The organism is Mycobacterium attenuatum (assembly GCF_900566085.1).
GTDB lineage: Bacteria > Actinomycetota > Actinomycetes > Mycobacteriales > Mycobacteriaceae > Mycobacterium > Mycobacterium attenuatum.
Map to the genome: position 1 here is coordinate 1 of NZ_UPHT01000180.1, position 22,753 is coordinate 22,753.

A 22,753-nucleotide genomic window follows, 5' to 3' on the forward strand; every position below is an offset into this window, starting at 1 on the left:
ATCATAAACGAATTCATTCCGCACTCGGCTACCGGACGCCGCACGAGGTGCGCACCGAGTACCTGAATTCACAGCTCGCAGCGTAATGAACACGAAATTCCCAGTCCGGGAAACGCGGGGCACCCCAGGCCTCCCTGCTGCTCGTCCCCTCGGCCCTGGGCGGCAAGAACATCGAGAACCGTTCCTGGACCACCAGCTACCGCGGCGTGGTGCTAATCATCGCCGGAACCCGCATCGACTCCGCTGGCGCCGAGGCAGCAGCCCTTGCTGGATTGGATGCCACCTGGCATACCCGCCAGCAAGGTTGGCTCGGTGCCGCCGTTTTGACCGACGTCCACCCCGCCGGCCCACGCTGCTGCCAGCCCTGGGGCCAGCCGCCGCCACGTCACGACGAGTTCTATCACTGGGTATTCGAGCACCCCGCACGCCTGGCACTGCCCGTGTACGGCACCGGATTCCTCGGCCTACGCAAAGTCGCTTGGACCACCCTCGTACGCGCTAACGCGCTGGCTGACGAGTAAAAGGACTCGATCCATGCATCGGCATCTGGGTTCACCGACATCACGGCCGCATTCAACTGCCCACCTCCACATGCACCGCATCGACGCCTCATGAGTGCCACCGTCAGCGTCCCCGACACCCGAGGCTGGTTTCGCCAGTTGTGCAGCGGACGACCCCATCAGACCATCACCGCTGGTGGCGCCACCTACCTGCACCGCTGGTTTGTGTGGCCTCGGTGCCGCTGGTTCAACTGCTATCTGCACCACTTTGTCGGCTCCGATGACCCTGTCCCGCACGACCATCCGTGGCCCTTCGTGTCGTTGATCATTTCCGGGCGCTACATGGAAGTCACCTCGGCCGGCCGAACCCTTCGCCGCACGGGCAGCATCGCCTACCGCCCCGCCGCCTACCGGCACCGCGTCGAGCTGATCCAAAACACCAATGGCCGCGAAACACCGTGCTGGACACTCGTCTTCACCGGCCCCCGGCGCCGCCAATGGGGTTTCTGGTGCCCCCGCCCAGACGGTGCGCAGCGCTTCGTTGCCTGGCAAGACTTCGGCCCCGGTGGCTGCGGGGAAGCCAGCGACGCTGACTTGCAACCCCTTTCGTCAACCCAGCCTCATGACGACTAAGGAGTCATTGTGAACCTCGACACCGCGCCCGGAATCGGGAAAACCGAGAAAACAGCCAAAGTTCTCGCTGCCCTCAAAGGTGGGCAGCAACCCGGCGGCGAGCACGTCTGGCAGCAGACACCCGACCCCGGACCCGACCCCGCGCCACCGTTGCGAGCGTTGCGCACCTTCCGCGTCGATCCCTTCGCTGGCCCACACAGCACCGGAGCCCTGCTGCCCATCGTGGGCAACGACCCGACGATCTGGTGGGCCGGCTGTTATGCCGTCGCACAGTGCGGACACCGCCGCGATCACTATGCCCCCCACCGCGATTGCAGCTGCGGGATATCCGGCACAACGGATATCAACGCACTGATCGCGCAGCATCCGCTATTGGCGGGCAACATCGTCGTCGTCATCGACTGCCACCCCACCCAGTCCTACTGGGCGGGTGACAGCGTTCGTTCCCTATCCGGACGTATCGTGGCCTACTGGTGCCATCCATCGCCGCGACTGCACATGGCACGGGAGGTCCTGGCCCACACCGGCGCTGAAGAATTCGCCGACCCCGCGCAATTGATCCGGGCCTACCTGCCCGGCGCGCCAGCTGACCACGCCGCCGCCGACCCGCTGCGGCCGCGGCCGCCATGGCGTGACGTTCTCTCCGCCGTCGCCACCTATGGTGGTATCTCGCCCACGCTGCGATACCAGTTCCGTATCCTCGGCGACGTCGTCAGATACGTACTACTGCCGACAATCTTGGCGGCTGCCATCGCCAAACTGGCACACCTGGCCGCTCGACCCGCACCCCGGCACACCGACACGTTCAGCGTTGCAGCACAGCAATTCGTGACCACGGGGCGCTACCTGCTCGGTGCACTCATCCAGACCAGCCTTCCCCACGCCCTGCTGGCCATGCTCATCATGGCCGGGGCCATCCGAGGGCTTCTGACGTCGCCTGGTTACCCAGCGCCCAGCACACATGCAGCGCTGCTGTCGCTGGGCGCCACCATGATTCAGCGATCCGGCCAGCTGATCATGCCGCTGTCCTTTGTTGTCTACGTCCTGGCCCACCGTGCGCACCTGCCCGCAGCCGGCACCTTCGAAGCGATCGCTCTGACAACCTATGTCGCTTACTTCGGCGCCGCCGTCGCGCCCGCCGTTAGCCGTCTGGTTGCTACAGCGCTACGGCGTAGACGACAGGACCCCCAGTCATGACCGACCAACGAACTGCACACCTGGTCAACACGTCACCCCGCAACCCGGCCAGTGCCCGGCGATCCGCGCAAGGACCTCACGATGATGTTCAACGCTGATATCAAGCCGGTGATCACCGCCGACGGAACACTGCTACTGGCCGCCGACTATGGACCATCAACAGCCCAGAGCACGCTGGTTCTGCTGCATGGACTGTGCCTGGACCAGACATCCTGGTCGACCCCGATCACGCTGCTGCGCCGTCGATTCGACGACCAGGTTCGCATCATCACCTACGATCACCGTGGCCACGGACGCTCCAGCCACGCGCCCGCGCACACCTACCATGTCGACCAGCTCGCCGACGACCTCGGCGACGTCCTACGCGCGCTGGGAGTCACGGGCCAACTCTTCATCGGCGGCCACTCCATGGGCGGCATGGCCGCCTTGACCTTCTGCGCCCGCCCCACACCCACCCGGACCGCACAGCCACACGGGCTGGCGCTGATCGCCACCGCCGCCGGGCGGCTCAGCGACCGCGGATTGGGGCGACTGCTGGGCACTCCGGCGGCCGCGGCACTGTCCCTGCTGGCCTCGCACACACCAACCGCTGCCCTCGACCACATGATGTGCGCACTGGCCCGCCCCGTGTGCGACCTGCTCAGCATCTGGGGCCACTGCGCGGGGCCGGAGCGCCAAGCCCTGTGCGCCATGTGCGGGGCCGCCGCGCGAGGACACATGCTCAGCGCCGCAACGGGTTTCCTACCCAACCTGCGCACCTACGACCAGTACCAGATGCTGTCGCACGTCACCGCATCCACCGTCGTGGTCAGCGGGGGAGCAGACCTCATCACCCCCGACAGCCATGCTCGAGACATCCTTAACGCGATACCCGGCGCTAAAGGGCGCCGGCATCCCAGCGCGGGGCACATGCTCTTGCACGAAACCCCGCAGCTGGTCGCCGACGCGATCGCCGACCTCATCGACGACACGACTCAGGCCGACAGCACTGCCGACCTCGCTGCCACCGGAGCCGCCAGCGCATGACTTCCACCTCCCTGCCCGCACCCGGCCAGTGCCGAAACCAACGATGCAACAACCGGTCGATTCACACCAAACAGCGACGAGGAAAACGCGAATGCAAACCATCGCCTACCCTGATCACCGCGACCTCACCCGCGCCGGCGCCCGTCCTTCGGGGTCGTTCGACTGGCATAGACCGCCAACGTCGACGCCTGTGAGCCGCCAACAGCATGTGTTGATTAGCTTGCGACTGCGTCTCCGCGAGCGCCGTATCGCCAAAGAGCTCGCGGCACTAGTCGATTCACCTAACCATCAGCCGGTTCGGTGGCGACGGGTCTACACAGCCGCGCAGCCGACCGCATCGCCGCCCGAGATCGACACCTGGTTCCGGATCGACGGCGCCGTGGGCGATCTTGAGGGACTGCACCAGGCCAGCACAGTCGCGCCGGCGGTCAAGAGCACCCATTGGGTGATCGCCGATGACGTCACCCGGGTGCTGGTGGGATGGGACCTCACGCAACTCTGCGCCGGCGCGACACCGCGCGCCCGACGTGGCCTACTACGCCGCTTCTTTCGCGATCGTCGCGGATCTGGCGCGCTGGCTTTACGGACATGTCGGAACGTGCTGTCACAAGCGCCGATCAAACTCCTGATCACCGCCGGGCGTGTGCCGACCCGACGCGACGACAGCACGAGGGTAGACGCGAATTCCATTGGACGACAGCACGGTTCCCAACGAGGAGATACCGATGACAGGAGTTAGTTACGAATCGTCCTGCGACGTCCAGGGCGTCGCCGAACAGTTGCGTGACAGAGGTTTCGACGCTCGCGTATTCAACGACACCGATCAGATGTATATCGACCTCGAATCGGGCGTGGCGATTCATGGGATCTGCGTGCTGGGTTGGCGCTACCCCGACCAGCGATGGGAGTTCACCGATCATCCGCCGCGCCTGATCGCCCCTGATGAGCATGACCCGATCGGTCGGTGGGTCTGGGACGACATCATGAGCCCAGGCGGACGGCGCCACTTGTCAGTGACCAACAGCGACTTGCCCTACCAGGTGGCGGCCCGGGTGGCGGAGCTTCTTCCCGGCGACCCGCAGCGGCCCGTAGGTCGTTGTTTTCAAGACTGGTGGTCGTGGAAGAACGCGGGGCGCGCCGACCTTGCGCCGAAGCAGTGGGTGCGGGCATGGCGAACTCACGTATTGACGTCAACTCCGCGCGCAGGGTCTCCCTACATCGATCAGGTCGAACAACCGCTCAACACGCCGAATCTGGTTTCCCTCACTGCTGATCCGACACTATTGTTCGGCGCAGCCGCCGAGGCCATGGAGACAGCCAAGCTGCCGCTGCAAGCATCCGCAAGCCCGAACGTGGACTCCATCTGGATCACGGCCGCGCAGGGACCACTGGCGGCATTCCTCTACACGGGCTCGAACCGTGTCACCGGCAAAGGCATCGAGTGGGTACTGCAGGCCATCGATAACCCAGACGAGCACACTGACAACCCTGATGCGCCAGGCTGGCACAGCGCAGCACGCTACATGGCTGAGCAGCCGCTATTGCGTCAGGAGCTGCTGCGAACCGCGGCGATGGATCCCAGACAGCGCGACAGCGTCATCTTAGTCATGCGGGAAGCGCTCTCGCCGTGGAAGCGGCGCAGCCACCTGGTGGCGGGGTAAAGACGAATGCGCGCGAGCCCACCAGGGCGGCGACGACTCGCCGAGCTAGCACCGCTAGGACGGCAATGACGGCCCCACCGATGGCCTACTACGGCGGCAAACAGTCTGTGGCCAAACAGATTGCGGCACTTCTACCCCCACACCGGCACTACGTGGAACCGTTCGCCGGCAGCCTGGCGGTCCTGCTGGCAAAATACCCCAGCCGCATGGAAACGATCAATGACCTCGACGCCGACCTAATGGCCTTCTGGCGCGTGCTGCGCGATCGCGCCAGTGAACTCATCCGGGTGTGCGCCCTAACCCCGCATTCACGCGCAGAACACGCTTCCTCCCATGCGGGTGACCTTGAGTGTCTCGACGAGCTAGAGCGCGCACGCAGAACCTGGGTACGGATCACCCAGGGGCGCAGCGCAACCCTGCGTAAGACGGGATGGCGCTACCACGTTGACCCCGGCGGAACCTCGGTAGCGATGCCCGGCTACCTCGATGCCTACGTCGCGAGGATGGCCGCCGCGACCCGCCGGCTGCACCACGTCAGCCTGGAATGCCGACCCGCCCTCGATGTGATCGACGCCTACGGCGCACACGAAGCGGTCTGCCTCTACGTCGACCCGCCCTACCTGGGCAGCACCCGCTGTCGCAACTACCGCACCGAGATGGCCAGCGAGTCCGAGCACGCCCAACTATTGGAGCACCTGCTGGAGGCCCGCGCCGCCGTCGTCGTCAGCGGCTACGCCAGCACCCTCTATGACACCGTGCTCAGCGACTGGGATCGCGTCGAAATCCGCTCTGGCACTACCCAAGGCGGCAAGCTCGCAGCCCGCACGGAGGTCCTGTGGTCCAACCGGGCGATCTCGGCCCCGACGCTATTCGACCTGGACCCGGCATGAATTCCCGCGAAGCCAACGCCGCGGCTCGGCGACGACTCGCCGAGCGTCGCCTGCGGACCTTCATGGCCAACCACGGTTACCCCGACCCCGACACGATCCGATCGGAGCGCACAATATGGCACGGAGCAAGCGGCCAGATCCACACCAGCCGGGTCTGTTCGACATCCTCGGCGGGGACGGTGGTAGTGACGAGCCCAGAGATTCGCCAAATCGTGGCGCAGGCCTACGCGGGCCCGCTGCAGCTGCCCCCGCAGTGGACTCCGGCCCAACGGGAGGCCTTCGTCGACCACGAGGCGGCCAGGATCAGCTATCGGGTGGCCGAGCTGGCGGCCGAGATGGGCGCCCAGGCAGTAGGGGAGTGGACCCAAACCCGCGGCCAGCATCCCGATTACCTGACCAAGGCGGGGCTCCTGAACACCGCCCGCAGCCAGGCGATGGAGATCGTGCTGGGCAACGAGCTCTACGAACAGATCCCGACCGAGCACGATCAGGCGAGCACTCTGTGGGGCGAGGATCAGCCGATGCCCGACCGCAGTCAGCTGCCATGGGATCAACGCTGGACCCGCCCGCAGTATCGCAGCGAACCCAGCCAGGACATCGAGGCCCTGATCGGGCGTCTGTGGCCGGATCCGGGGTTCTCGGCGGTGTTTCGGATCAAGGCCGGATATCTGCTCGCGGCCCGGGCCGAGGACGGCCTGGCCCTGCCCAACGGACCGGGGGACCCGCTAGCGCGCACGCTGGCTCAGATGATCTACAGCGATCTGCGCGACGACGGCCTTCCCGAGCGATAGGCGCGCAGCCCTCGCTGTTCGACGCGCTCGATCAGCCCACCGATCCCCGCACCATTGATCCCGGCGGAGCCCCGCTGCCGCCGGCTGCCTCGTCACCACCGCCGACCCGGCCCGCGATCGAGGCACCCCTTGCCCAGCCCGCCGCGTCGACCCGGGGTGCCGTCGAGCCCACACCCGTAGTTGATGAGCGTGACGTCGAGGAATTCGCCAGCCCCACCGATTTCCCGGCCAGCCTTGAGCCCCTGGTGCCTTCCGGTGCCAAAGCACGCATCCGCGCCAACATCGCTGCCTTGCAGACGATTCGGGTCTTGCAAGCCGCCCAGCGCCCCGCCACCGCAGCCGAGCAGCGCGTCCTGGCCGCCTGGTCAGGGTGGGGGGCGGTACCGCAGGTGTTCGACCCGCGCAACGACGACTTCGCCGGCGAGCGTGACACCCTGGTCGAGCTGCTCGGGCGCGACCAATACCGCCAGGCCGAGGCCTCGATCCTCAACGCCCACTACACCGACCCTGCCATCGCCGCGGTGGTGTGGGACGCACTCGGGCGGGCAGGGTTTTGCGGAGGCCGCGTTCTCGAACCCGGTTGCGGGTCAGGCACATTCATCGCCCACGCACCATCCGAGGCGGTCATGGTTGGTGTGGAAAGCGATGCCACCACCGCCGCGATCGCGGCCCTGCTCTACCCGTCGGCGCAGATCCGTCACGAAGGATTCGAAACCACCCGCGTTCCCGAAAACAGCTTCGCCGCCACGGTCGGCAACGTGCCGTTTGGCCGCTACGCGGTCACCGACCCCGCCCACAACCCCGCACGGCACTCCATTCACAACCACTTCATCCTCAAATCCTTGGCCCTGACCGCACCCGGCGGCTATGTGGCCGTGCTCACCAGTCGCTACACCCTGGATGCGACGAAATCCTCGGCGCGGCGCGACATCGCGGCCAAAGCCGATCTCATCGGCGCGATCCGGCTCCCGTCCAAGGCGTTCGCCCGGGTCGCGGGCACCGAGGTCGTCACCGACCTGCTCATCCTGCGCCGCCGCGACCCCGACGTGCCGGCGCCCGACGAGCTGCCTGACTGGGTTGACACCGAGCCTGTCGAACTGGCCGACCCCGACACCGGTAGCACCGAAACCGTGCACCTCAACTCCTATTTCGTCGCCAACCCTCACCATGTGCTCGGCCATCAACAGCTGGGCCGCGGCCTCAACGGCTCGCACCAACTCGTGGTGCGCGGGGCCGCCGGCGCCGAACTGGCCGAGCAGCTGCGCGCCCGTCTGCACCCGATCATCGACTCCGCCCTCACACGTGGCCTCGGATTATCTGCCACGCCGGCTGATCTCACCGACGTCTCGGCCGACCTGTTCGACCACGGACTGATCAGCGCCGCCGACCTTGGCGAGGACACCCCGCTCTACACGCTGCGCTACAACGAGGCCACCTCCGGCATCGAGTACTGGGCCGGCCACCAATGGGAGCCCCACAAAACTCCCACCACGCTGACCGCCGAAACCCGCGAGCTGATCGGGCTGCGCGACGTCGCGGCCAGCCTGATCGCCTCCCAGCGCGACGGCCGCCCACCTGTCGAGCGTGACCAGCTGCGCGGGCACCTCAACACCCTCTACGACAACTACGTGCGCCGCCACGGACCCCTGAACCGATTCACCTGGGTCTATCCCAGCGTCACCCCGCAACGGCGCGCGCAGCGCCGCACCGCCGCCGAAACCGCCTGGCGCACAGCCGAAGGCACTCCCGAGCCTCCCTACACCGGCCCGGTGTCCGACGAGCTGGCCGCCCAGTGGGACACCGAAGCTGCCGAAGCGCCCGCGCCGTACAAGAAACGGCGCCACCTCGACGGCGGCATGCGTCACGACCCGGGGTGGGCGCTGGTCGCATCATTGGAGATTTTCGACGAAGACACCGGAACCGCCCACAAAGCCCCGATCTTTTCCACCGACCTGCTCACCCCACCACTCGAACGCGCTACCGCCGATACCCCCGAAGAAGCACTCGCGATGTGCCTGGACCGCACCCAGCGTGTCGACGTCGACCTGATCGCCCGGCTGCTCGAGGTCGACACGTCCGACGCCCGCGACCTGATGGCCGGGCTGGTCTATCCCAGTCTCGACGATCCCAACGAACTCGTGCCCGCGGTGATCGCGCTGTCGGGCAACGTGCGCGTCAAACTTGCTCGGGCGTTCGAGGCCGCCCAGACCAACCCCATCTACCACGAGTACGCCACGGCTCTCCAACAGGTGCTGCCGCCCTGGCGTGAGGCCGAAGACATCAGGGTCCGCCCGGGCGCACCGTGGATCCCGACCGCCGTGGTCGCAGCGTTCGCCGAAAAGACGTTCGGCACCAGCGGTGTGGTCGCTGAACACATCGGCGGGCGATGGGTCGTTGACGTCCCCGGCTACAAACGCCATGGCCGGCTGATGACCGACGAATGGGGAACCGGCCGGCGCGGCTGCGACGCGGTCAGCCTGCTCGAGGCCGCATGCAACTCCAAAGCCGTCCTGGTCAACGACGACGACGGCATCCTCGATCCGCAAGCCACCTTCGCCGCCCAAGCCAAAATGGCCAAAATCAGCGAGGAATTCACCCGCTGGCTGTGGTCTGACACAGACCGCCGCGCCACCCTGGTCGCCGAATACAACCGGCGCTTCAACTCACTGCGTGCCCCCGTCTATGACGGATCACACATGCGCTTTCCCGGCATCTCCGATCACTTCACCCCGCACTTCTATCAACGCAACGCCGCCGCGCGCATCATCGCCGAACCCAGCGTGCTGCTCGATCACGTCGTCGGTGCCGGCAAAACCGGCAGCATGGTGCTAGGCGCGATGGAGCTTCGCCGCCTCGGTCTGGTGCGCCAACCCTGGCTAGTGGTCCCCAACGCGATCACCGAACAAGTTGGGCGCGAAGCACAACAATGGTATCCAGCCGCCAAAATCCTGCTCGGCACCGCGGCGAGCACCGCCGACGGGCGGCGGCGCTTCATCGCCCAAACAGCCTCGAGTGACTGGGATTTGGTGGTCATCCCGCAATCGGCGTTCACCGCCATCAACGTGTCCAAAGACATGCGCATCGACTACATCGAAAACCAACTCGACACCCTGCGTGAACAACTCCAATCCGCCCAATCCGACAGCAGCAAAAAGCGCATCGAGCTGGCCATCAAAACGGCCAAGGCACGGCTGGAAAAGCTGTTGGCCGCGGGCACCAAAGACACCGGCCTACGGTTCGAGGAGTCCGGTTGTGACTATCTGATGATCGACGAAGCCGACACCTACAAGAACCTGGGCCGCACCTGCAACATCGAAGAATTGTCCTGCCCCCACGCATCCCAGCGCGCCGAAGACCTGCACCTCAAACTCACCGCACTACGCCAGCGGCGCCGCGATGAAGCCCTCGCCAAAGGAATCCCCGCCCACCGCGTCGTCGAGCGGGTCGCCACCGCCGCCACCGGCACACCGATCAGCAACTCCCTGGGCGAGCTATGGGTGATGCAAACCTACTTGCGCCCCGACCTTCTCGAACAAGCAGGGGTTGCCGACCTGGGGGACTGGGGTGCAGCATTTACCGCCACGACCACCACCATCGAAGTCAACTCCACCGGCACCAAACTGCGGCCCGTCACCCGGGTCGGCAAATTCACCAACCTGCCCGCCTTACTGGCGCTGTCCTCGGTCTACACCGACGTCGTCACCCGCGACCAAGTGCCCGTCGAACTGCCACCTCTGCGCACCGGTCGACGCCAAATCATCAGCCTGCAACCCCACATCGAAGTCGTCGACTTCATCGCCGATCTGGGCTACCGCCTCGACCATCTCGACTCACGAAAACCCCAGCGCGACAACCCCCTCAAAATCAGCAACGACGGCCGAAACGCCTCGTTGGACCCACGATTGGCCCACCTTCCCAAACCGCCCCGCAGCCGGGCGGCCGCCGTCGCCGAGCAGGCCATGATCGTCCACCGCCGCCACGCCGAGCGCGCCTACGTCCATCCCGACACCGGCGCCCCGGCCGGCACCGGAGCGCTGCAGATCATGTTCTGCGATCGCGGCACCCCCTCCAAACACCCGGGCCGCTTTTCGGTCTACCAAGCCATCAAAGATGAACTCATCGCCCGCGGCATGCCCGAAGAATCGATCCGGTTCATCCACGACGTCAAAGACACCGAAATCCAAACCCTGTTCGCCCAGTGCCGCAGGGGAGACGTCTCAGTCTTGATCGGCAGCACCGAAAAAATCGGCGCCGGGGTCAACGTGCAAGCCCGAGCCGCCGCCCTGCACCACATTGACGTACCGTGGCGGCCCCGCGACCTCGAACAACGCGAAGGCCGGATCCTGCGCCAAGGCAACCAAAACCTCGACGGTGTCGACATCTTCAACTACGTCACCGAAGGCTCCTACGACACCGTCATGTGGCAAAAAGTACAAGCCAAACAGCTGTTCATCGAACAGATGCGCCGCAACGAGGTCGTCGACCTCGAAATCGAGGACCTCTCCGGCGGCGACCTCGGCGCCGCAGCCGCCGAAACCAAGGCCATCGCCACCGGCGACCCGCGCTACGTCCGCCAAGTCGAACTCGACGACACCGTCAAACGCCTCACCGCCCTTCAGCGCGCACACCAACAGTCCGTGCGCAACCGTGACTGGCAAGTCAGCCTCCTCGAGCGCTCCATCCCCACCAAACAAGCCGCCATCGACCAGCTCGCCCCAGCTGCCCAGGCGGCCGCCGCCCACGCCGCCGGCGGCGGCCCACCGCGCATCACCATCGCCGAGCGCACCTACACCGAGCGCGTCCCGGCGGCCAAGGCACTCGCAGCACTGTGCCGCGCCGCCTACACCACCGGAAAAGACCGCGGCGCCAGCCGTTTCGAGCCTATCGGCGCCACCATCCACGACATTGACATCCTCGCCGCCCGCGACCTGACCCACGACCAACTTCTACTGCGACTCGCAGTGCCCTCGCGCACCACCGAAATCGACGGCATGGAACTGCTCTCCACCGCCGCCGGCCAGGGATCTGATGTCAACGGCCCCAAACAACTCGGGTTGCTGCGCCGCATCGAAAACCTCTACACCGGACTACCCGAACACCACGCACGACTACAGCGCGACCGCGACCGCGACCAAGCCGCACTCGACGACTTCTTGGCCAACCCACCAGCACCATTCGAACACTCCGACGAGTTGGCCGCCAAAGACGCCGAACTCAAAGCACTGACCCTCGAACTGCGGATGGCAGCGCAAAGCCCTCAAGCCAAAGCCAAGGCAGCCGCCGCCGAACAACGCCTGCAGGCCCGAGGCCGCAAACCCGGCTGGAGCCTGCTCCTCAACCCCACCCCAGCGCTACTCGAAGAAGCCGGCTATCCCAACGCCGAGGCCCTACGCAAAGCCGTGCGCGCCGCAGAACGCCTCGCACTAGAACAACACCACCGCCAACACGGGCTCGACGGCCCCGGCCAGGTTCAGGGACTTGACGAATAACGGCCTAACATCGCGTCGCCTAAGGTGCGTGGTCTCCTCGGTAGATGCCGGCGGCCGCCACAAGCTGGCGGCTCATCTGCTCCGAAAACTCTTGATCCCGCAGGAATATCCGGCGCAGTTCCTCGGCTCTGGCCTGTGCTGCCTCAATCAATTCACGCTGACCGCCGTGCGTCTCAACCACAGGCCCGCCAGCCTCAATCAGCTCCAGAAGTTCCGCCCGCATCGCGGTTAGCCGCGACCTCGTCTGGGCGCTGCGCTCCCGAATCTGTGCGACCGTGGCCGCGACCGCACTATCACCGTCGCTAATGCGTGCATCACCGGCCGCCAGGACCTCATACGCGTCACGCCACCCGCCGGCGGCGCGCCCGCCCAACTCTTCACCCACGCGCCCGGGCTGTCCAGCAACGACGCCGACAACGCCGTTAACGCCGCCACTCTCCGCCAGGCGGGTGGCCTCTAGCAGCAGATCAATCACCGCTACCAGCTCACGTAACTGTGCGTCGAGAAAGCCCACCCCCTGACGATAAGCCCACCTCGCGCACCTCGGCAGGAGTTTATTCTCAAGGCAGGGCCCGCGGCGGGTCGCCGTGTTGGCCATCGTGGCCGGGCAGCGCGATACTGGCGGGCGTGTCACTCGATCCGCTCGTCACCGAGACCGGTCAGGCGCTCGGTGCGGCGCGCCGACTGTTCGGGGCGGCACCCACCGGCGCATCCTTGCCCTCGACTCAACACTTAGCAACAAGTCGACAAGCGATCGCCCACGCCGGGCACGACGCCGCCAATTGGCAAGGATCGGCCAGCACGACCCATATGGCCTCTCACGCCGATCAGCTCCAAGCATTCGACACCACGCTCAGCGCTGACGCCCAGGCCGGTCCGGGATTGGCCACCGCCGGACAGGCCGCCGCCGCAGGCGCCCGCAACATGGACCAACTCATCGCTGACACCCGCGCCGGCATCGCCGCCCTGGCGCCCAACGCCGGCAGCGCCGCCGGGAAACAGGAGCTGGCCACCTATCTGCAAGGCCAGCTCAACCGGGCGAAAGCATTGCTGCAAGACTTCCAACAGCGTGACACTGAAATCGCCGGCACCATCCAAGCCGCTGACTACCGCAGCGCGGCCGGCCCCGACAAGCAGACACCGCCCGCAGCGCCGCTAGATGCCCATGCGTGGAAGCCCGGCGATAGACACCTTGATGGCTTCCGCGAGGCCCCGACGGAGTTCCGCGATCTGGCGCGTTCGGCCTTCAACGATATTGATAGGCCGGCGTTCACGTTCGATGAGTTCTTAGTGCGGCTTGCTGCCGAGATCGAGGCGCGTTGGCGGCAAACAAGATGAACGTGAGCCGAGCCAAAACGTCACGGTGACGATTCGACTCGGTTAGAGGTGGCGGCGGTAGACGTCGGAGCGGTGGTCAACGCGATGGACCCAGACGATTTCTGCGGTGTCGTCTACGCGGTAGAGGAGACGGTATGGCCCTCGTCGGGCGCTGTACTGGCCGGCGAGGTCGCCGCGCAGTGGTTTGCCCACGCGGCGGGGTTGTCGCGCCAAGTCGCCGAAGGCGAACTCGATGACTGCGGCCAGGATCCGCGGCGGTAGCTTCTCGAGGTCGCGGCGGGCGGTGGCTGTAAACCGCGTCGCGTAGTTCACTTCAGCGAGGCCGCCGCGGGACGCCGAAATCGGCGCGGATCTCGTCCTCGCCGTACGTGCGGCCGGCGGCGATATCGGCTTCGGACTCGCTGACGGATTCGACTATGCCGGGCTGTGAGAGCCAGTGGAGTGTCTCTTGGATGGATTCCCATTCATCGACACCGATGAGCACCGCGGCGGGTGCACCGTTCTTGGTGATGGTGATCTGATCGCGGGTCTCGGAGACGGCATCGACGTACTCGTTGATCTTGCTCTTCAACTGAGAGATCGGCAGTATTCGCATGATAGCGAGCGTAGACCTAAATCTAGGTCTACGCTAGACTTAAATTAAGCCGATAATAGAGATTATGTCGGCTATTCGCGCTAGCGCGTCTAGCTTGACTGGCGTTATCGTGCTACGTTTCCGCCATGCCTATTGAGAAAATCAGCAGCACCGAGGCCAAGAATCAGCTCAACCGCCTCCTGGCGGACGTCAAGGCCGGCAACTCGTTCATCATCACCAGCCACGGCGAACCTGTGGCGCAGCTACTACCGATCGCCGTGATACCGCGGCGTTTCGGTCAGTTGCCAAATCTGGTGGTGCCCAGTGATTTCGACGACGCGCTGCCCGACGATGAACTCGCGGCGTGGGAAGGCGACCAGGAGTGAATGTCCTTCTTGATACCCATACACTGCTGTGGCTCGTCAGTGATCCCGCTCAGGTGGCCCCGTCAGCCCTCACGGTCCTCTCCAGCCCCGAGACGAATCTGTGGGTAACGGCCGCGTCGGCCTGGGAGATCTCGATCAAGACCCGGCTCGGACGTCTCGATGGCGAAGCGTTGTTGTCGGCGTGGGCGGACATCCTTGCCGACATGAGCACCTCCGAACTGCCCATCGAATCGCCCGACGCGATCCTGGCGGGCCGGCTCCCCTGGGGTCATAAGGACCCGTTCGACCGCGTCATCATCGCGCAGGCGCTGCGTCGCAATCTGACCATCGCGACCCGTGATACGAAGATCATCGGCGCGGCGATGACACCGACCCTCACCACCTGACAAGCCCGCCCGGCGCCTTTATCCACGCCCCAATCGCCTTTCACACCTGACGGGGCTCGATCCTGCGGACCACTGTCGCGAACAGTCTCGGATTCGCCTTTTCGATGTCGATGCTGCGCTGCCATGCCTCGTCGGCGCTGGCAACGAATTCCGTTGTGGCCGGTCTCCTTGTCGACCGTCACCAGCCAGTTCCCAGCAGTCATCGGTCGACCCTTCTCTTGGTGCTGGCCCGACACAGCCGGGCATATCAGCCACCGTGCACCATCGCGCCGACCATGACAAAGCCCTCTGCATTCGGACCCGCCGGGGGCAGTTGAGCTGACCTGCCCGCGGCGCGCCGCGCCAACGCCCGGGCATAGATGCAACTCCGCTCTCGACCGACTGGACGCTAGTTTCGTTACGTTATTTCGTTTCGTTAATTATGTTTCGTTGCATCTCGTCACGAAACTAGTACGATGGCCGGTATGAGCGATACCGCCGAGGGCCCGGCCGACACCCAACGGGACCACTGCAGCTACCCCGGGTGCACGCGGTCGCGGCGTCCTGATCCCGCGACCGGCCGCCCCTCGCGGTACTGCGAACAGGCCGACGCCGACGGTGGGCCAGTGCACAACCGTGCCACGGCCTTTAAGGCTCGTCGGGCACAACAGAGCGGGGTTGCCCTCCAGGAGGATTCGGGGACGTCGGCGCCGGTGTCGATGGCCCGCGCGACTCTTGACCAACGCCTGGCCGAGTTCCCAGGAAGGGTGGCTGAGCTGCGCCAGTATTTCGACGACGTCGTGGCCGTCATCCGGATCGCCGGCGATATCGAGGCCGCCGGCGCCGAGGTCGAGGACGCGCACCGCGATGCGCTCACCCGGATCACCGACGCTGAGCGCCGGGCCGCGGCCGCTGAGCGGGCCGCCCGGCTGGCCGAGGAACGAACACAACAGGCCGAGCATGACCGCGAAGAGGCCGACCAGCTCGCCGAGGAAGCTGCCGCGGAGACAGCTCGGGTTCGTGAGCAGGCCGAGGGTGAGATCGCTACGGTGCGGTCGGATTCCGACGCGGCGGTGGCACGTGCCCAGCAGCAGTTGGCCGAAGCGACGGCCGAGTATCACCATCGCCTGGCCGAACGTGATGCCGAAGTCGAACAGGCGCAGCAGGAGACGTCGGCGGCCCGCGTCGAGGCCGCGGCAGCGCTGTCCGCTCAGCGAGCCGCGGACGACGCAGCTAGGCGCGATCGCGAAGCCGCCGCCGACCTACGCCGTGAGCTTGACAAGGCCCGGCGCGAGTCCGACGAAACGCGCCAACAGCTCCAAGCCGAGGTCGAGTCTGCTCGTGAGTCCACGCAGCGTGCGATCGCCGAGACCGCGGCCGTCCGGGTTGAATTGGCCACGACCCAGGCTGAGGCTCAGGCTGCACGACGGGCAGCAGAAGTCGATCGGACGGCCGTGGCCGCCCTGACTCGTGACCTTGAGCGCTATCGCGACGAGGCCCGGGAAGAACGAGAGGCGCTGCGCGAGGCGCACACCCAGCAGCTCACCCAAGTCCAGCGCAACGCCGACGAGCGGGTGCAAACGCTCACCGAGGCCCTCGCAGTGGCAACAGCGGCCGCCGAAACCTATCGGGCCCAGCTTCAGCCCGGCACGAGAAAACGGTCAGCGCCACGCAAGGGCACTCCGTCGTCGTAACGCCCGCGAAGGGTCCGTAGGTGCGCGGCGCAGCAACATCACCGTGGCTCCCCACGACACAGACCTGCGCTACGGCACCACTCCCCCTACTCGGCGAGTCATCCAGCCGAATCGATGAAGCGATCGCCACGACACCAGGACCTGCCCGGAACCGCCCGGTGCAGCGCGCCCAGACCGTCCACTGATCAACGGGCCCACCCGCCGCACGATCGCGATTAGACTTCGCACGTATGTTCGATGAATGGCAGGATGTGATCTGCGGATACCACACACTGCATCGCGTGGACCGCCGTGTCCTCGTCGACGTATCCCGGGGCCTTCCCCGCTATCGCGGTGGGGCGACCCGGGCGAGACGAACTACCCATGTGGGTCAAGAGTGGCGGTTTGCTTCTTACCCCGCCCTGGATGCTAGCCCGGCAAATCGCGTGGATCATCCGACGCGCGAACGACGGCGCCTGGCTGGCCGTAGTCCTCATGCTCGTGACAAGCACTCACCCCGAGTCCCGCCTCACCATCCAACTCTGGCTTGAGGCCGATATGCTCACCACCACTCACGAGCACCGCCACCCATCCTAAAGTCGGCGACTCCTGCTCCCCCACCAAGCGTCGACGTGGTGTCAGAACTGGAACGCGGTATGGTATCCGCTGGTTACGGGACGTTCTTCTCCTCTCTCCCGTCAAGTCGGACGCCTGCACGAATCCACTTGCGGTCCAAACCATCCGGTAAAAATTCCGGTATACCCGTCCTCAATTGGCTTTCCACGTGGACTCAAGTGGTCGCTGCAACACCTGAGGAGTTCGGAGGTGTTGTCCGATGGGGTTTCGGGTGCAGGGTTCACGTGGGGTGTCGGAGTCGGTTCGGGTGCGGTTTTGGGAGGCCGTGAATTCGGGGCTGTCGCCAACGGCGGCGGCGACGGTGGTCGGGGTGCACGGGGGTGCTGGCCGGGCCTGGGCCAAGGCGGCGGGTTATCAAACCAATCCCAAGCACTACGGCATCCGGTATTCGCAGGCCAGTCGAGATGGGTTTTGGCAGGCGATGTACTCAGGTGCCACGGTGACCGAGGCGGCGGTGGCTGCGGGCGTGTCGGAGCACACCGGACGGCGCTGGGTAGACCAGGCTGGTTATGTGCCGAGAACCCCTGCGCCACTTGTTGATCCAGAGCCACCCAGGTCTGCGCGTGGGCCGATGTCGTTCATCGAGCGCTGTCGGTTGGAGGAACTGTTGGAGACGGGCCAGACCCCGGCTCAGGCCGCCGTGTTGTTGGGGCGGCATCGGGACACAATTCGCCGCGAGGTGGACCGTGGGCAGACTGGTTCGGGGTATCGAGCCCGGGTGGGCCAAGACACCGCCGAGGCTAACCGCAAGCGCCCCAAACCGCGTCACCTCGAGTCCAGGCCTGCGCTTTTGGCCGAGGTGGTGGCACGCTTGGAGCAGCGGCACAGTCCCGAGCAGATCGCGGGCCGGCTGCGGGAGGATTTTCCCGACGATCCGGAGATGTGGGTGTCACACGAGACGATCTACCAGGCCTTTTATGTCCAGCCGCGCGGGGAGTTGGCCCGGCTGATCAAGACCGCGCTGCGTACCGGCCGTGTTCAGCGAAAGCCGCAGGGCCGCAGGGAAAATGACCGAGGCAAGCTCAAGGGAATGATCAATATCAGTGAGCGTCCCGCCGAGGCTGATGACCGAGCGGTTCCCGGTCATTGGGAAGGTGATCTGATCTTGGGCAGTACCGTCTCGGCCTCAGCGATCGGCACCCTGGTGGAGCGCACCACCGGATTCGTGGTGCTGCTGCACCTGCTCGGCGATCGCACCGCGGCGACCCTGGCCGAGGCAATATCGGCCAAGGTCCCCGAGATCCCCGAGATTCTGCGCCGCTCGCTAACCTGGGACCAAGGCAAAGAGATGGCTCTGCACACCAAGATCACCGAGGCCACCGGCCTGCCGATCTACTTCTGCGACCCGCACAGCCCCTGGCAGCGTGGCACCAATGAGAACACCAACGGGCTGCTGCGCCAGTACTTCCCCAAAGGCACCGACCTGTCGTTCTACGGCCCCGGATGGCTCGACCAAGTCGCTGCCGAACTCAACGCCCGACCACGCAAACGCCACGGCTGGCGCACCCCAGCCGAAGAACTCGACCGACTACTATCAGACCCGTCAACATTCGCTGCAGCGACCACTTGAATCCAACCCAGCAAAGGTACGCGATACCGTACACAGTACCGCCTTCCCGTCGCGCCGCCGCCGGCCCCTATGTCAGCCGTAGCCATTCGATGGCTTGTCCAGAGATTTGCGCGATCAAGTCGAAGTCTTTGTCAACAGCGAGGACTGTGAGCGCTCCGATTTCGGCGGCGGCGGCCACCAGGAGGTCGGGGATCGACGGTGCACGATGCTGACCGCGATCCGCGAGCAGCAGCTGCAATTCGACGGCGCGATCTTCTGCGGCCGGCGTTAGGTACTCCACCGGCATTAGCGACAGTGGCGGGGAGACGACCTCGAGACGCGCTTGCGCCGCGGTGCGAAAGGAATAGCCGATCTCCAGGCGGGTGACGGTGCTCATTCGCACGAGACCGCGTTCTATACGGTCGATCCAGAGTTCGGCATCGGGTGAACCTGATATGCGGGTGTAGGCCGACTTGTCGATGAGCCACATGGTCACCGCCACGCGCCCTCCATCACCTCTGGGTCGTCGAGATCCGCTGCTGCGGCCGCGGCGCGACGCATGTCCTCGAGCGTGAGCTTGCCTTGAGGTTGCCCCTCTGAGCGCTCCGTCTCGAACCGTCGCCGCAGATACTCCTGCCGCGACAATCCGCGCGCCGCCGCGGACGCATCGATGTGCGCCACTGCGGCGTCCGATAGTCCCCTAATCAACACATCAGCCATACCCACCGACCTCCTGATATCTGTGATATCATCATGTCAGATGGTAGCACTGGCGAGATTCGACCAAGCAAGTCGGCCAACGATGCCGAGTGACCGCTAGGAGCGTGGGTCAGTAAGCCCTTCGTTGGGGTTCGGCTGCGACTGTTGGCGCTGCCCGTCGTCACCAACGTGCGCTGAGGGAGACGGCCGCCGGCGTGTCGCCCGCCTGGTTGCACACTCGCGGTAGGTGCACGCCCCCTGATAGGCGCGTTGGCGCTTCAGCAGCTTGCCGCCAGGCCGGCCAGCCCGGTCACGCCGATGTGGCCGTGGAGTTTGCGTAGGTTGTGGCACGCGGTGAGCAGCAGCCATTCACCGCGTGCTTGGTCGAACCCGCGCAGCAGCAGGTGTTTGGCTCCCTGGCCGCTGAGCGGTCCAGGGCTCGTTCGTGTCTTGGGGGAAATACGGGCGCCGCATCAGTGGGGCGTGGTCGACGCATACGAGTGCCCGGTAGGACGGATCACGGTCGAGTGGCTGATTGTCGTGTGTCCGTCATGACTCGATTCCCCTTGATGCTGAGCCTGATTCGTCACTGTGACGTATCAGGCTGCTGTGTCCGGGTTGGCGTGAGAGCAAGGGCGACGGCGAGTGCATCGTTCACCAGCCGCATGGTCGAAACCGACAGCGTTCCGAGGTAATCACCAAGTTCGTCCTTCCCGAGCGTTTCTATGTTGTCGGCGTTGGCATATCCGCTCAATGGGTCGTCGGACGACAACGGGACCCACGTAGGCAGTCGCCGTGCAGTGGTCGTGAGCCGAATAGCAACTACATCCGCGGTGCGGCGATTTCGGGGGTTGTTCGACACGATCAGCCACGGCTTCGGGCCGTAGCCGACGTCGCAGCGGTAGACCTGCCCGCGCAGAGGTGTCACTCGGCTGCGGCTTTCTGGCGAGCGTTGCGGCGCCTGCGTGCAGTCGCTCGCTCGACCTCCGATTCATATGGGTAGTGAGAGTTGTCTTCAACGGCGGCCGCGTACGCGGCGTCGAGGTCTTCGTCACGCCATGCTTCCCAGAGGCGATTGATTGCATCGACGATCGCGGCGTTGCCGCTGCGATAGCGGCCAGCGGAGACGAGATCCTCAAGGCGCTGACGTGTCGGCTCGTCCAGACGCAGTCGCGTGGAGTATTCACCAGTGATAGCAATTATCGTACCAGTCTGATACCGTTAAATGGTGTCGTTATTTGGTACCGCTTGACGGTACCGATAATCTACGTTATGGTCAATTAAGGTCGTCTAACGAGCGCGTGACGCGCACTTGCGCACCGGCCATCGCCGCGCGTCCATTCCGCAAAATGTGCACGACGACCCGCCGACCACACCAGACTTCCGACCTAGAACGCCGGATTCGCTGTGATGGTTTGGCCACACCCGGTAAAGCAGCCGATACGTCACCGTGACGGTTAAAGAGATCAATCATGTTGTGCGGCAGCGTCTTCCGTTTGACTCATGGATAATCTACATTATCCATGAAAAACCAGGCTGTGGCGGTTGGCCCCGAATCGGGTCAATCGCTCACGATGGTCAAACGAGCAGGTCCTGCGCCCGGCCGCGGCGGCAATTGACTCCACTGCTGGTGGTCAACAACTACCGGCAGTTCAGCGATATTGACGCGCTGACGGAATAGAGCGAGCGTTTCACCCAGGCCAGTCGCGGCCGTCGCCAATATCCCGTGATACTCGAGCTGATGAGCTGCCGCAGCTACGCGCTGACAAGCGGTGTAGTCACCGACAGCCGATGCGATGTCATCATCGCTCAAGCCCACTTCCGACCGCGCAGCGGCCGAGCGCAAATCTAGGGATGCGCTGATTAACGGTTCATTGCTGGCGTGGCTGGTCACGGGCCGGCTTGGACAGCTGTCAGCGCCCCCGTGGTGTCTTCTGTATGGCCCTTCGGTTCCGATTCTTTTGCCTTCTAGGCGATTTCGGGCAGGCTCACGCCCCACCGTCACCCCGCGAGGGCGACGGCACGGGCGCGTATCACCCAGTTCGCAGAGGCGAACAGCATGTGCAGGTGGTGCAGGTTCTTAGCGATCCCGCGGTAGCGGGTCTTGGTGAACCCGAAGTCGCGTTTGACGATGAGGAACGGATGCTCGACTTTCGCCCGGACCGACGCCTTGCGCGCCTGGGCGGCCCGGTCTTGCGCGGCCATCGTCTTCAACTGCCCCTTGCGGGCTGCGACCCGCCATTGCACCCGCGACAGGTGTTCATCGCCAGCGATCTCTGACTCCTCCCGGCGTGTCCGGGGACTCGGTTTCTTGAGTCACCCGGCTGCTGCCAGGGAACTCTTGTGACGGTAGTGCAGTGCCTTCGCCTGTGCCGGGGTGAGGTCGGCGAGGTACTCGTGGGGCCGTTCATTGTTGAACCAGTCAACCCAGTTCAGGGTGCCGATCTCGACGTGGTCGACATCGCGCCACGGCCCCTGCCGGCGGATCAGCTCGTTCTTGAATGACCCCACGGTGGTCTCGGCGAGGGCGTTGTCATACGCGTCGGCCACGGATCCGACCGAGGCGTCGATACCAGCATCGATCAGGCGCGTGGTGAACGCGATAGACGTGTATTGCGACCCGGCGTCGCTGTGCGCCACCAGCCCGGACAGATCAGTGACGCCCTCCTGTGCGCGGGTGAAGAACGCATGCTCGAGCGCATCTAGAACCAACGCGGTCTTCATAGACGTGGCTGCGCGCCAGCCGATGACCCGGCGGGCGAACGCGTCAATCACGAACGCTACGTACACCATCCCCGCCCATGTCGGGCAATACGTGAAATCGGCCACCCACAACCGGTTGGGGGCCGGCGCGGCGAAGACGCGGTCGACGAGATCCGGTGCCCGCTGAACCTTCTCGTCCTGGATGGTCGTTTTGGGCGGGCCACCGTAACGGGCTCTTCCGACTTGGCGGGGGTCTGGTGTGATCGACTCGGATCGTGTCGGTGACTGATTGAGGGCTCGCGCCCTTGTGAACTGGGTGTTCTTCACGCATCCAGATCACAGAAGGGCGCGAGCTTGTCCAACGGTAGTACCGTGCTACTGGGTCTTGAAGGCATCGTCGTCGACATGGTGTCTCGCAACGACGACGGCGTGCGGATAGTCACGGTGCACACCGCTGCCGAGTGTGTCGGCCGGTGCACGAAGTGCCACACACGGTCGCGCCGTTCACGCGGTTGGGTCATTACCCGGCCACGCGATATCAAGATCGGAGCGGACCGGCCACAGATCGTGTGGAGAAAACGTAAATGGTTGTGCACCAACACCTCTTGTGACAGGAAAACGTTCACCGAGGCCACACCGGATG

24 protein-coding genes and 1 pseudogene are annotated in these 22,753 nt (G+C 65.1%); 15 read left to right on the forward strand and 10 right to left on the reverse strand.

Annotated elements, in window-relative coordinates:
• Positions 1-206 precede the first annotated feature (206 nt).
• The 9 genes from EET13_RS28700 to EET13_RS28740 all read left to right on the forward strand — a co-directional run bounded on the left by EET13_RS28700 (position 207) and on the right by EET13_RS28740 (position 12,187).
• Complete coding sequence (locus tag EET13_RS28700; RefSeq protein WP_122445426.1) at positions 207-521, forward strand: hypothetical protein; 315 nt, start codon at positions 207-209, stop codon at positions 519-521.
• A gap of 90 nt (positions 522-611) precedes the next feature.
• Positions 612-1,133, forward strand: a complete 522-nt coding sequence (locus tag EET13_RS28705; protein WP_122445427.1) for a hypothetical protein — start codon at positions 612-614, stop codon at positions 1,131-1,133.
• Between the two features lie 9 nt (positions 1,134-1,142).
• Positions 1,143-2,330 carry a hypothetical protein gene (locus EET13_RS28710; protein WP_122445428.1) on the forward strand — a complete coding sequence of 396 codons (1,188 nt, stop codon included), beginning with the start codon at positions 1,143-1,145 and terminating at the stop codon, positions 2,328-2,330.
• An 81-nt stretch (positions 2,331-2,411) separates the two neighbouring features.
• Positions 2,412-3,356, forward strand: a complete 945-nt coding sequence (locus EET13_RS28715) for an alpha/beta fold hydrolase (RefSeq protein ID WP_136623292.1) — start codon at positions 2,412-2,414, stop codon at positions 3,354-3,356.
• Positions 3,357-3,447: 91 nt separating this feature from the next.
• On the forward strand, positions 3,448-4,095 hold the full coding sequence (locus EET13_RS28720) for a hypothetical protein (protein ID WP_136623293.1): 648 nt from the start codon (positions 3,448-3,450) through the stop codon (positions 4,093-4,095).
• Entirely contained in the window at positions 4,082-5,017 is a 936-nt protein-coding gene (locus EET13_RS28725) for a hypothetical protein (RefSeq protein ID WP_122445431.1), read from the forward strand. Before EET13_RS28720 ends, EET13_RS28725 begins: the two co-directional genes overlap by 14 nt.
• A gap of 65 nt (positions 5,018-5,082) precedes the next feature.
• Entirely contained in the window at positions 5,083-5,907 is an 825-nt protein-coding gene (locus EET13_RS28730) for a DNA adenine methylase (RefSeq protein ID WP_244604170.1), read from the forward strand.
• Positions 5,904-6,698, forward strand: a complete 795-nt coding sequence (locus EET13_RS28735; RefSeq protein ID WP_244604171.1) for a hypothetical protein — start codon at positions 5,904-5,906, stop codon at positions 6,696-6,698. Before EET13_RS28730 ends, EET13_RS28735 begins: the two co-directional genes overlap by 4 nt.
• Before the next feature lie 245 nt (positions 6,699-6,943).
• Positions 6,944-12,187: a helicase gene (locus EET13_RS28740; protein ID WP_122445433.1), complete on the forward strand. Its 5,244-nt coding sequence runs from the start codon at positions 6,944-6,946 to the stop codon at positions 12,185-12,187.
• Between the two features lie 19 nt (positions 12,188-12,206).
• Here the strand turns inward: EET13_RS28740 and EET13_RS28745 are convergent, their stop codons facing one another.
• Entirely contained in the window at positions 12,207-12,701 is a 495-nt protein-coding gene (locus tag EET13_RS28745) for a hypothetical protein (RefSeq protein WP_136623294.1), read from the reverse strand.
• Between the two features lie 113 nt (positions 12,702-12,814).
• On the opposite strand from EET13_RS28745, the gene EET13_RS28750 reads away from it, so the two are divergent.
• Positions 12,815-13,525, forward strand: a complete 711-nt coding sequence (locus EET13_RS28750) for a DUF4226 domain-containing protein (RefSeq protein WP_122445435.1) — start codon at positions 12,815-12,817, stop codon at positions 13,523-13,525.
• Between the two features lie 42 nt (positions 13,526-13,567).
• Here EET13_RS28750 and EET13_RS28755 read toward each other — a convergent pair whose 3' ends face one another.
• The gene (locus EET13_RS28755; RefSeq protein WP_122445436.1) at positions 13,568-13,837 is read right to left on the reverse strand and encodes a type II toxin-antitoxin system RelE family toxin; all 270 of its coding nucleotides are present in this window, start codon (positions 13,835-13,837) and stop codon (positions 13,568-13,570) included.
• A gap of 1 nt (position 13,838) precedes the next feature.
• Positions 13,839-14,120, reverse strand: coding sequence for a type II toxin-antitoxin system Phd/YefM family antitoxin (locus EET13_RS28760; protein WP_122445437.1), 282 nt, complete (start codon positions 14,118-14,120; stop codon positions 13,839-13,841).
• 125 nt (positions 14,121-14,245) lie between these two features.
• Here EET13_RS28760 and EET13_RS28765 point away from each other — a divergent pair, with 125 nt between their 5' ends.
• The 4 genes from EET13_RS28765 to EET13_RS28785 all read left to right on the forward strand — a co-directional run bounded on the left by EET13_RS28765 (position 14,246) and on the right by EET13_RS28785 (position 18,729).
• Positions 14,246-14,485, forward strand: coding sequence for a type II toxin-antitoxin system Phd/YefM family antitoxin (locus EET13_RS28765; RefSeq protein ID WP_122445438.1), 240 nt, complete (start codon positions 14,246-14,248; stop codon positions 14,483-14,485).
• Positions 14,482-14,871 (forward strand): type II toxin-antitoxin system VapC family toxin, encoded by a 390-nt coding sequence (locus EET13_RS28770; protein WP_122445439.1) that lies wholly within the window; start codon positions 14,482-14,484, stop codon positions 14,869-14,871. Before EET13_RS28765 ends, EET13_RS28770 begins: the two co-directional genes overlap by 4 nt.
• 464 nt (positions 14,872-15,335) lie before the next feature.
• A complete protein-coding gene (locus EET13_RS28775) occupies positions 15,336-16,544 on the forward strand; it encodes a coiled-coil domain-containing protein (protein WP_244604172.1) in 1,209 nt (402 codons plus the stop codon).
• A 1,036-nt stretch (positions 16,545-17,580) separates the two neighbouring features.
• Entirely contained in the window at positions 17,581-18,729 is a 1,149-nt protein-coding gene (locus EET13_RS28785) for an IS30 family transposase (RefSeq protein WP_122445446.1), read from the forward strand.
• 67 nt (positions 18,730-18,796) lie between these two features.
• Here the strand turns inward: EET13_RS28785 and EET13_RS28790 are convergent, their stop codons facing one another.
• From EET13_RS28790 to EET13_RS28815, 7 genes and pseudogenes are all read right to left on the reverse strand, one after another.
• Positions 18,797-19,198 (reverse strand): PIN domain nuclease, encoded by a 402-nt coding sequence (locus EET13_RS28790; RefSeq protein ID WP_244604174.1) that lies wholly within the window; start codon positions 19,196-19,198, stop codon positions 18,797-18,799.
• Positions 19,199-19,200: 2 nt separating this feature from the next.
• On the reverse strand, positions 19,201-19,428 hold the full coding sequence (gene vapB, locus EET13_RS28795; RefSeq protein ID WP_122445442.1) for a type II toxin-antitoxin system VapB family antitoxin: 228 nt from the start codon (positions 19,426-19,428) through the stop codon (positions 19,201-19,203).
• Between the two features lie 565 nt (positions 19,429-19,993).
• Positions 19,994-20,335 (reverse strand): type II toxin-antitoxin system PemK/MazF family toxin, encoded by a 342-nt coding sequence (locus tag EET13_RS28800; protein ID WP_244604173.1) that lies wholly within the window; start codon positions 20,333-20,335, stop codon positions 19,994-19,996.
• Positions 20,332-20,610, reverse strand: a complete 279-nt coding sequence (locus tag EET13_RS32655; protein ID WP_122445448.1) for an antitoxin — start codon at positions 20,608-20,610, stop codon at positions 20,332-20,334. Before EET13_RS32655 ends, EET13_RS28800 begins: the two co-directional genes overlap by 4 nt.
• Positions 20,611-20,968: 358 nt before the next feature.
• Positions 20,969-21,220 carry a hypothetical protein gene (locus EET13_RS30030; protein ID WP_136623295.1) on the reverse strand — a complete coding sequence of 84 codons (252 nt, stop codon included), beginning with the start codon at positions 21,218-21,220 and terminating at the stop codon, positions 20,969-20,971.
• Between the two features lie 188 nt (positions 21,221-21,408).
• On the reverse strand, positions 21,409-21,654 hold the full coding sequence (locus tag EET13_RS28810; RefSeq protein ID WP_122445443.1) for a transposase: 246 nt from the start codon (positions 21,652-21,654) through the stop codon (positions 21,409-21,411).
• A 69-nt stretch (positions 21,655-21,723) separates the two neighbouring features.
• Positions 21,724-22,344, reverse strand: a pseudogene (locus EET13_RS28815) (IS3 family transposase); the annotation flags it as partial.
• Between the two features lie 120 nt (positions 22,345-22,464).
• Here EET13_RS28815 and EET13_RS28820 point away from each other — a divergent pair.
• A partial coding sequence (locus EET13_RS28820) for a transposase family protein (protein WP_136623297.1) occupies positions 22,465-22,753 on the forward strand: 289 nt, incomplete at its 3' end.

Excerpts from the sequence above, each read along its gene's own strand:
- EET13_RS28775 (WP_244604172.1), top strand. The coding sequence starts at position 15,336 with ATGAGCGATACCGCCGAGGGCCCGGCCGACACCCAACGGGACCACTGC.
- EET13_RS28765 (WP_122445438.1), top strand. The coding sequence starts at position 14,246 with ATGCCTATTGAGAAAATCAGCAGCACCGAGGCCAAGAATCAGCTCAAC.
- EET13_RS28785 (WP_122445446.1), top strand. The coding sequence starts at position 17,581 with ATGTACTCAGGTGCCACGGTGACCGAGGCGGCGGTGGCTGCGGGCGTG.
- EET13_RS28735 (WP_244604171.1), top strand. The coding sequence starts at position 5,904 with ATGAATTCCCGCGAAGCCAACGCCGCGGCTCGGCGACGACTCGCCGAG.
- EET13_RS28705 (WP_122445427.1), top strand. The coding sequence starts at position 612 with ATGAGTGCCACCGTCAGCGTCCCCGACACCCGAGGCTGGTTTCGCCAG.
- vapB (WP_122445442.1), bottom strand. The coding sequence starts at position 19,428 with ATGGCTGATGTGTTGATTAGGGGACTATCGGACGCCGCAGTGGCGCAC.
- EET13_RS28725 (WP_122445431.1), top strand. The coding sequence starts at position 4,082 with ATGACAGGAGTTAGTTACGAATCGTCCTGCGACGTCCAGGGCGTCGCC.
- EET13_RS28715 (WP_136623292.1), top strand. The coding sequence starts at position 2,412 with ATGATGTTCAACGCTGATATCAAGCCGGTGATCACCGCCGACGGAACA.
- EET13_RS28760 (WP_122445437.1), bottom strand. The coding sequence starts at position 14,120 with ATGCGAATACTGCCGATCTCTCAGTTGAAGAGCAAGATCAACGAGTAC.
- EET13_RS28790 (WP_244604174.1), bottom strand. The coding sequence starts at position 19,198 with ATGTGGCTCATCGACAAGTCGGCCTACACCCGCATATCAGGTTCACCC.
- EET13_RS28720 (WP_136623293.1), top strand. The coding sequence starts at position 3,448 with ATGCAAACCATCGCCTACCCTGATCACCGCGACCTCACCCGCGCCGGC.
- EET13_RS28730 (WP_244604170.1), top strand. The coding sequence starts at position 5,083 with ATGACGGCCCCACCGATGGCCTACTACGGCGGCAAACAGTCTGTGGCC.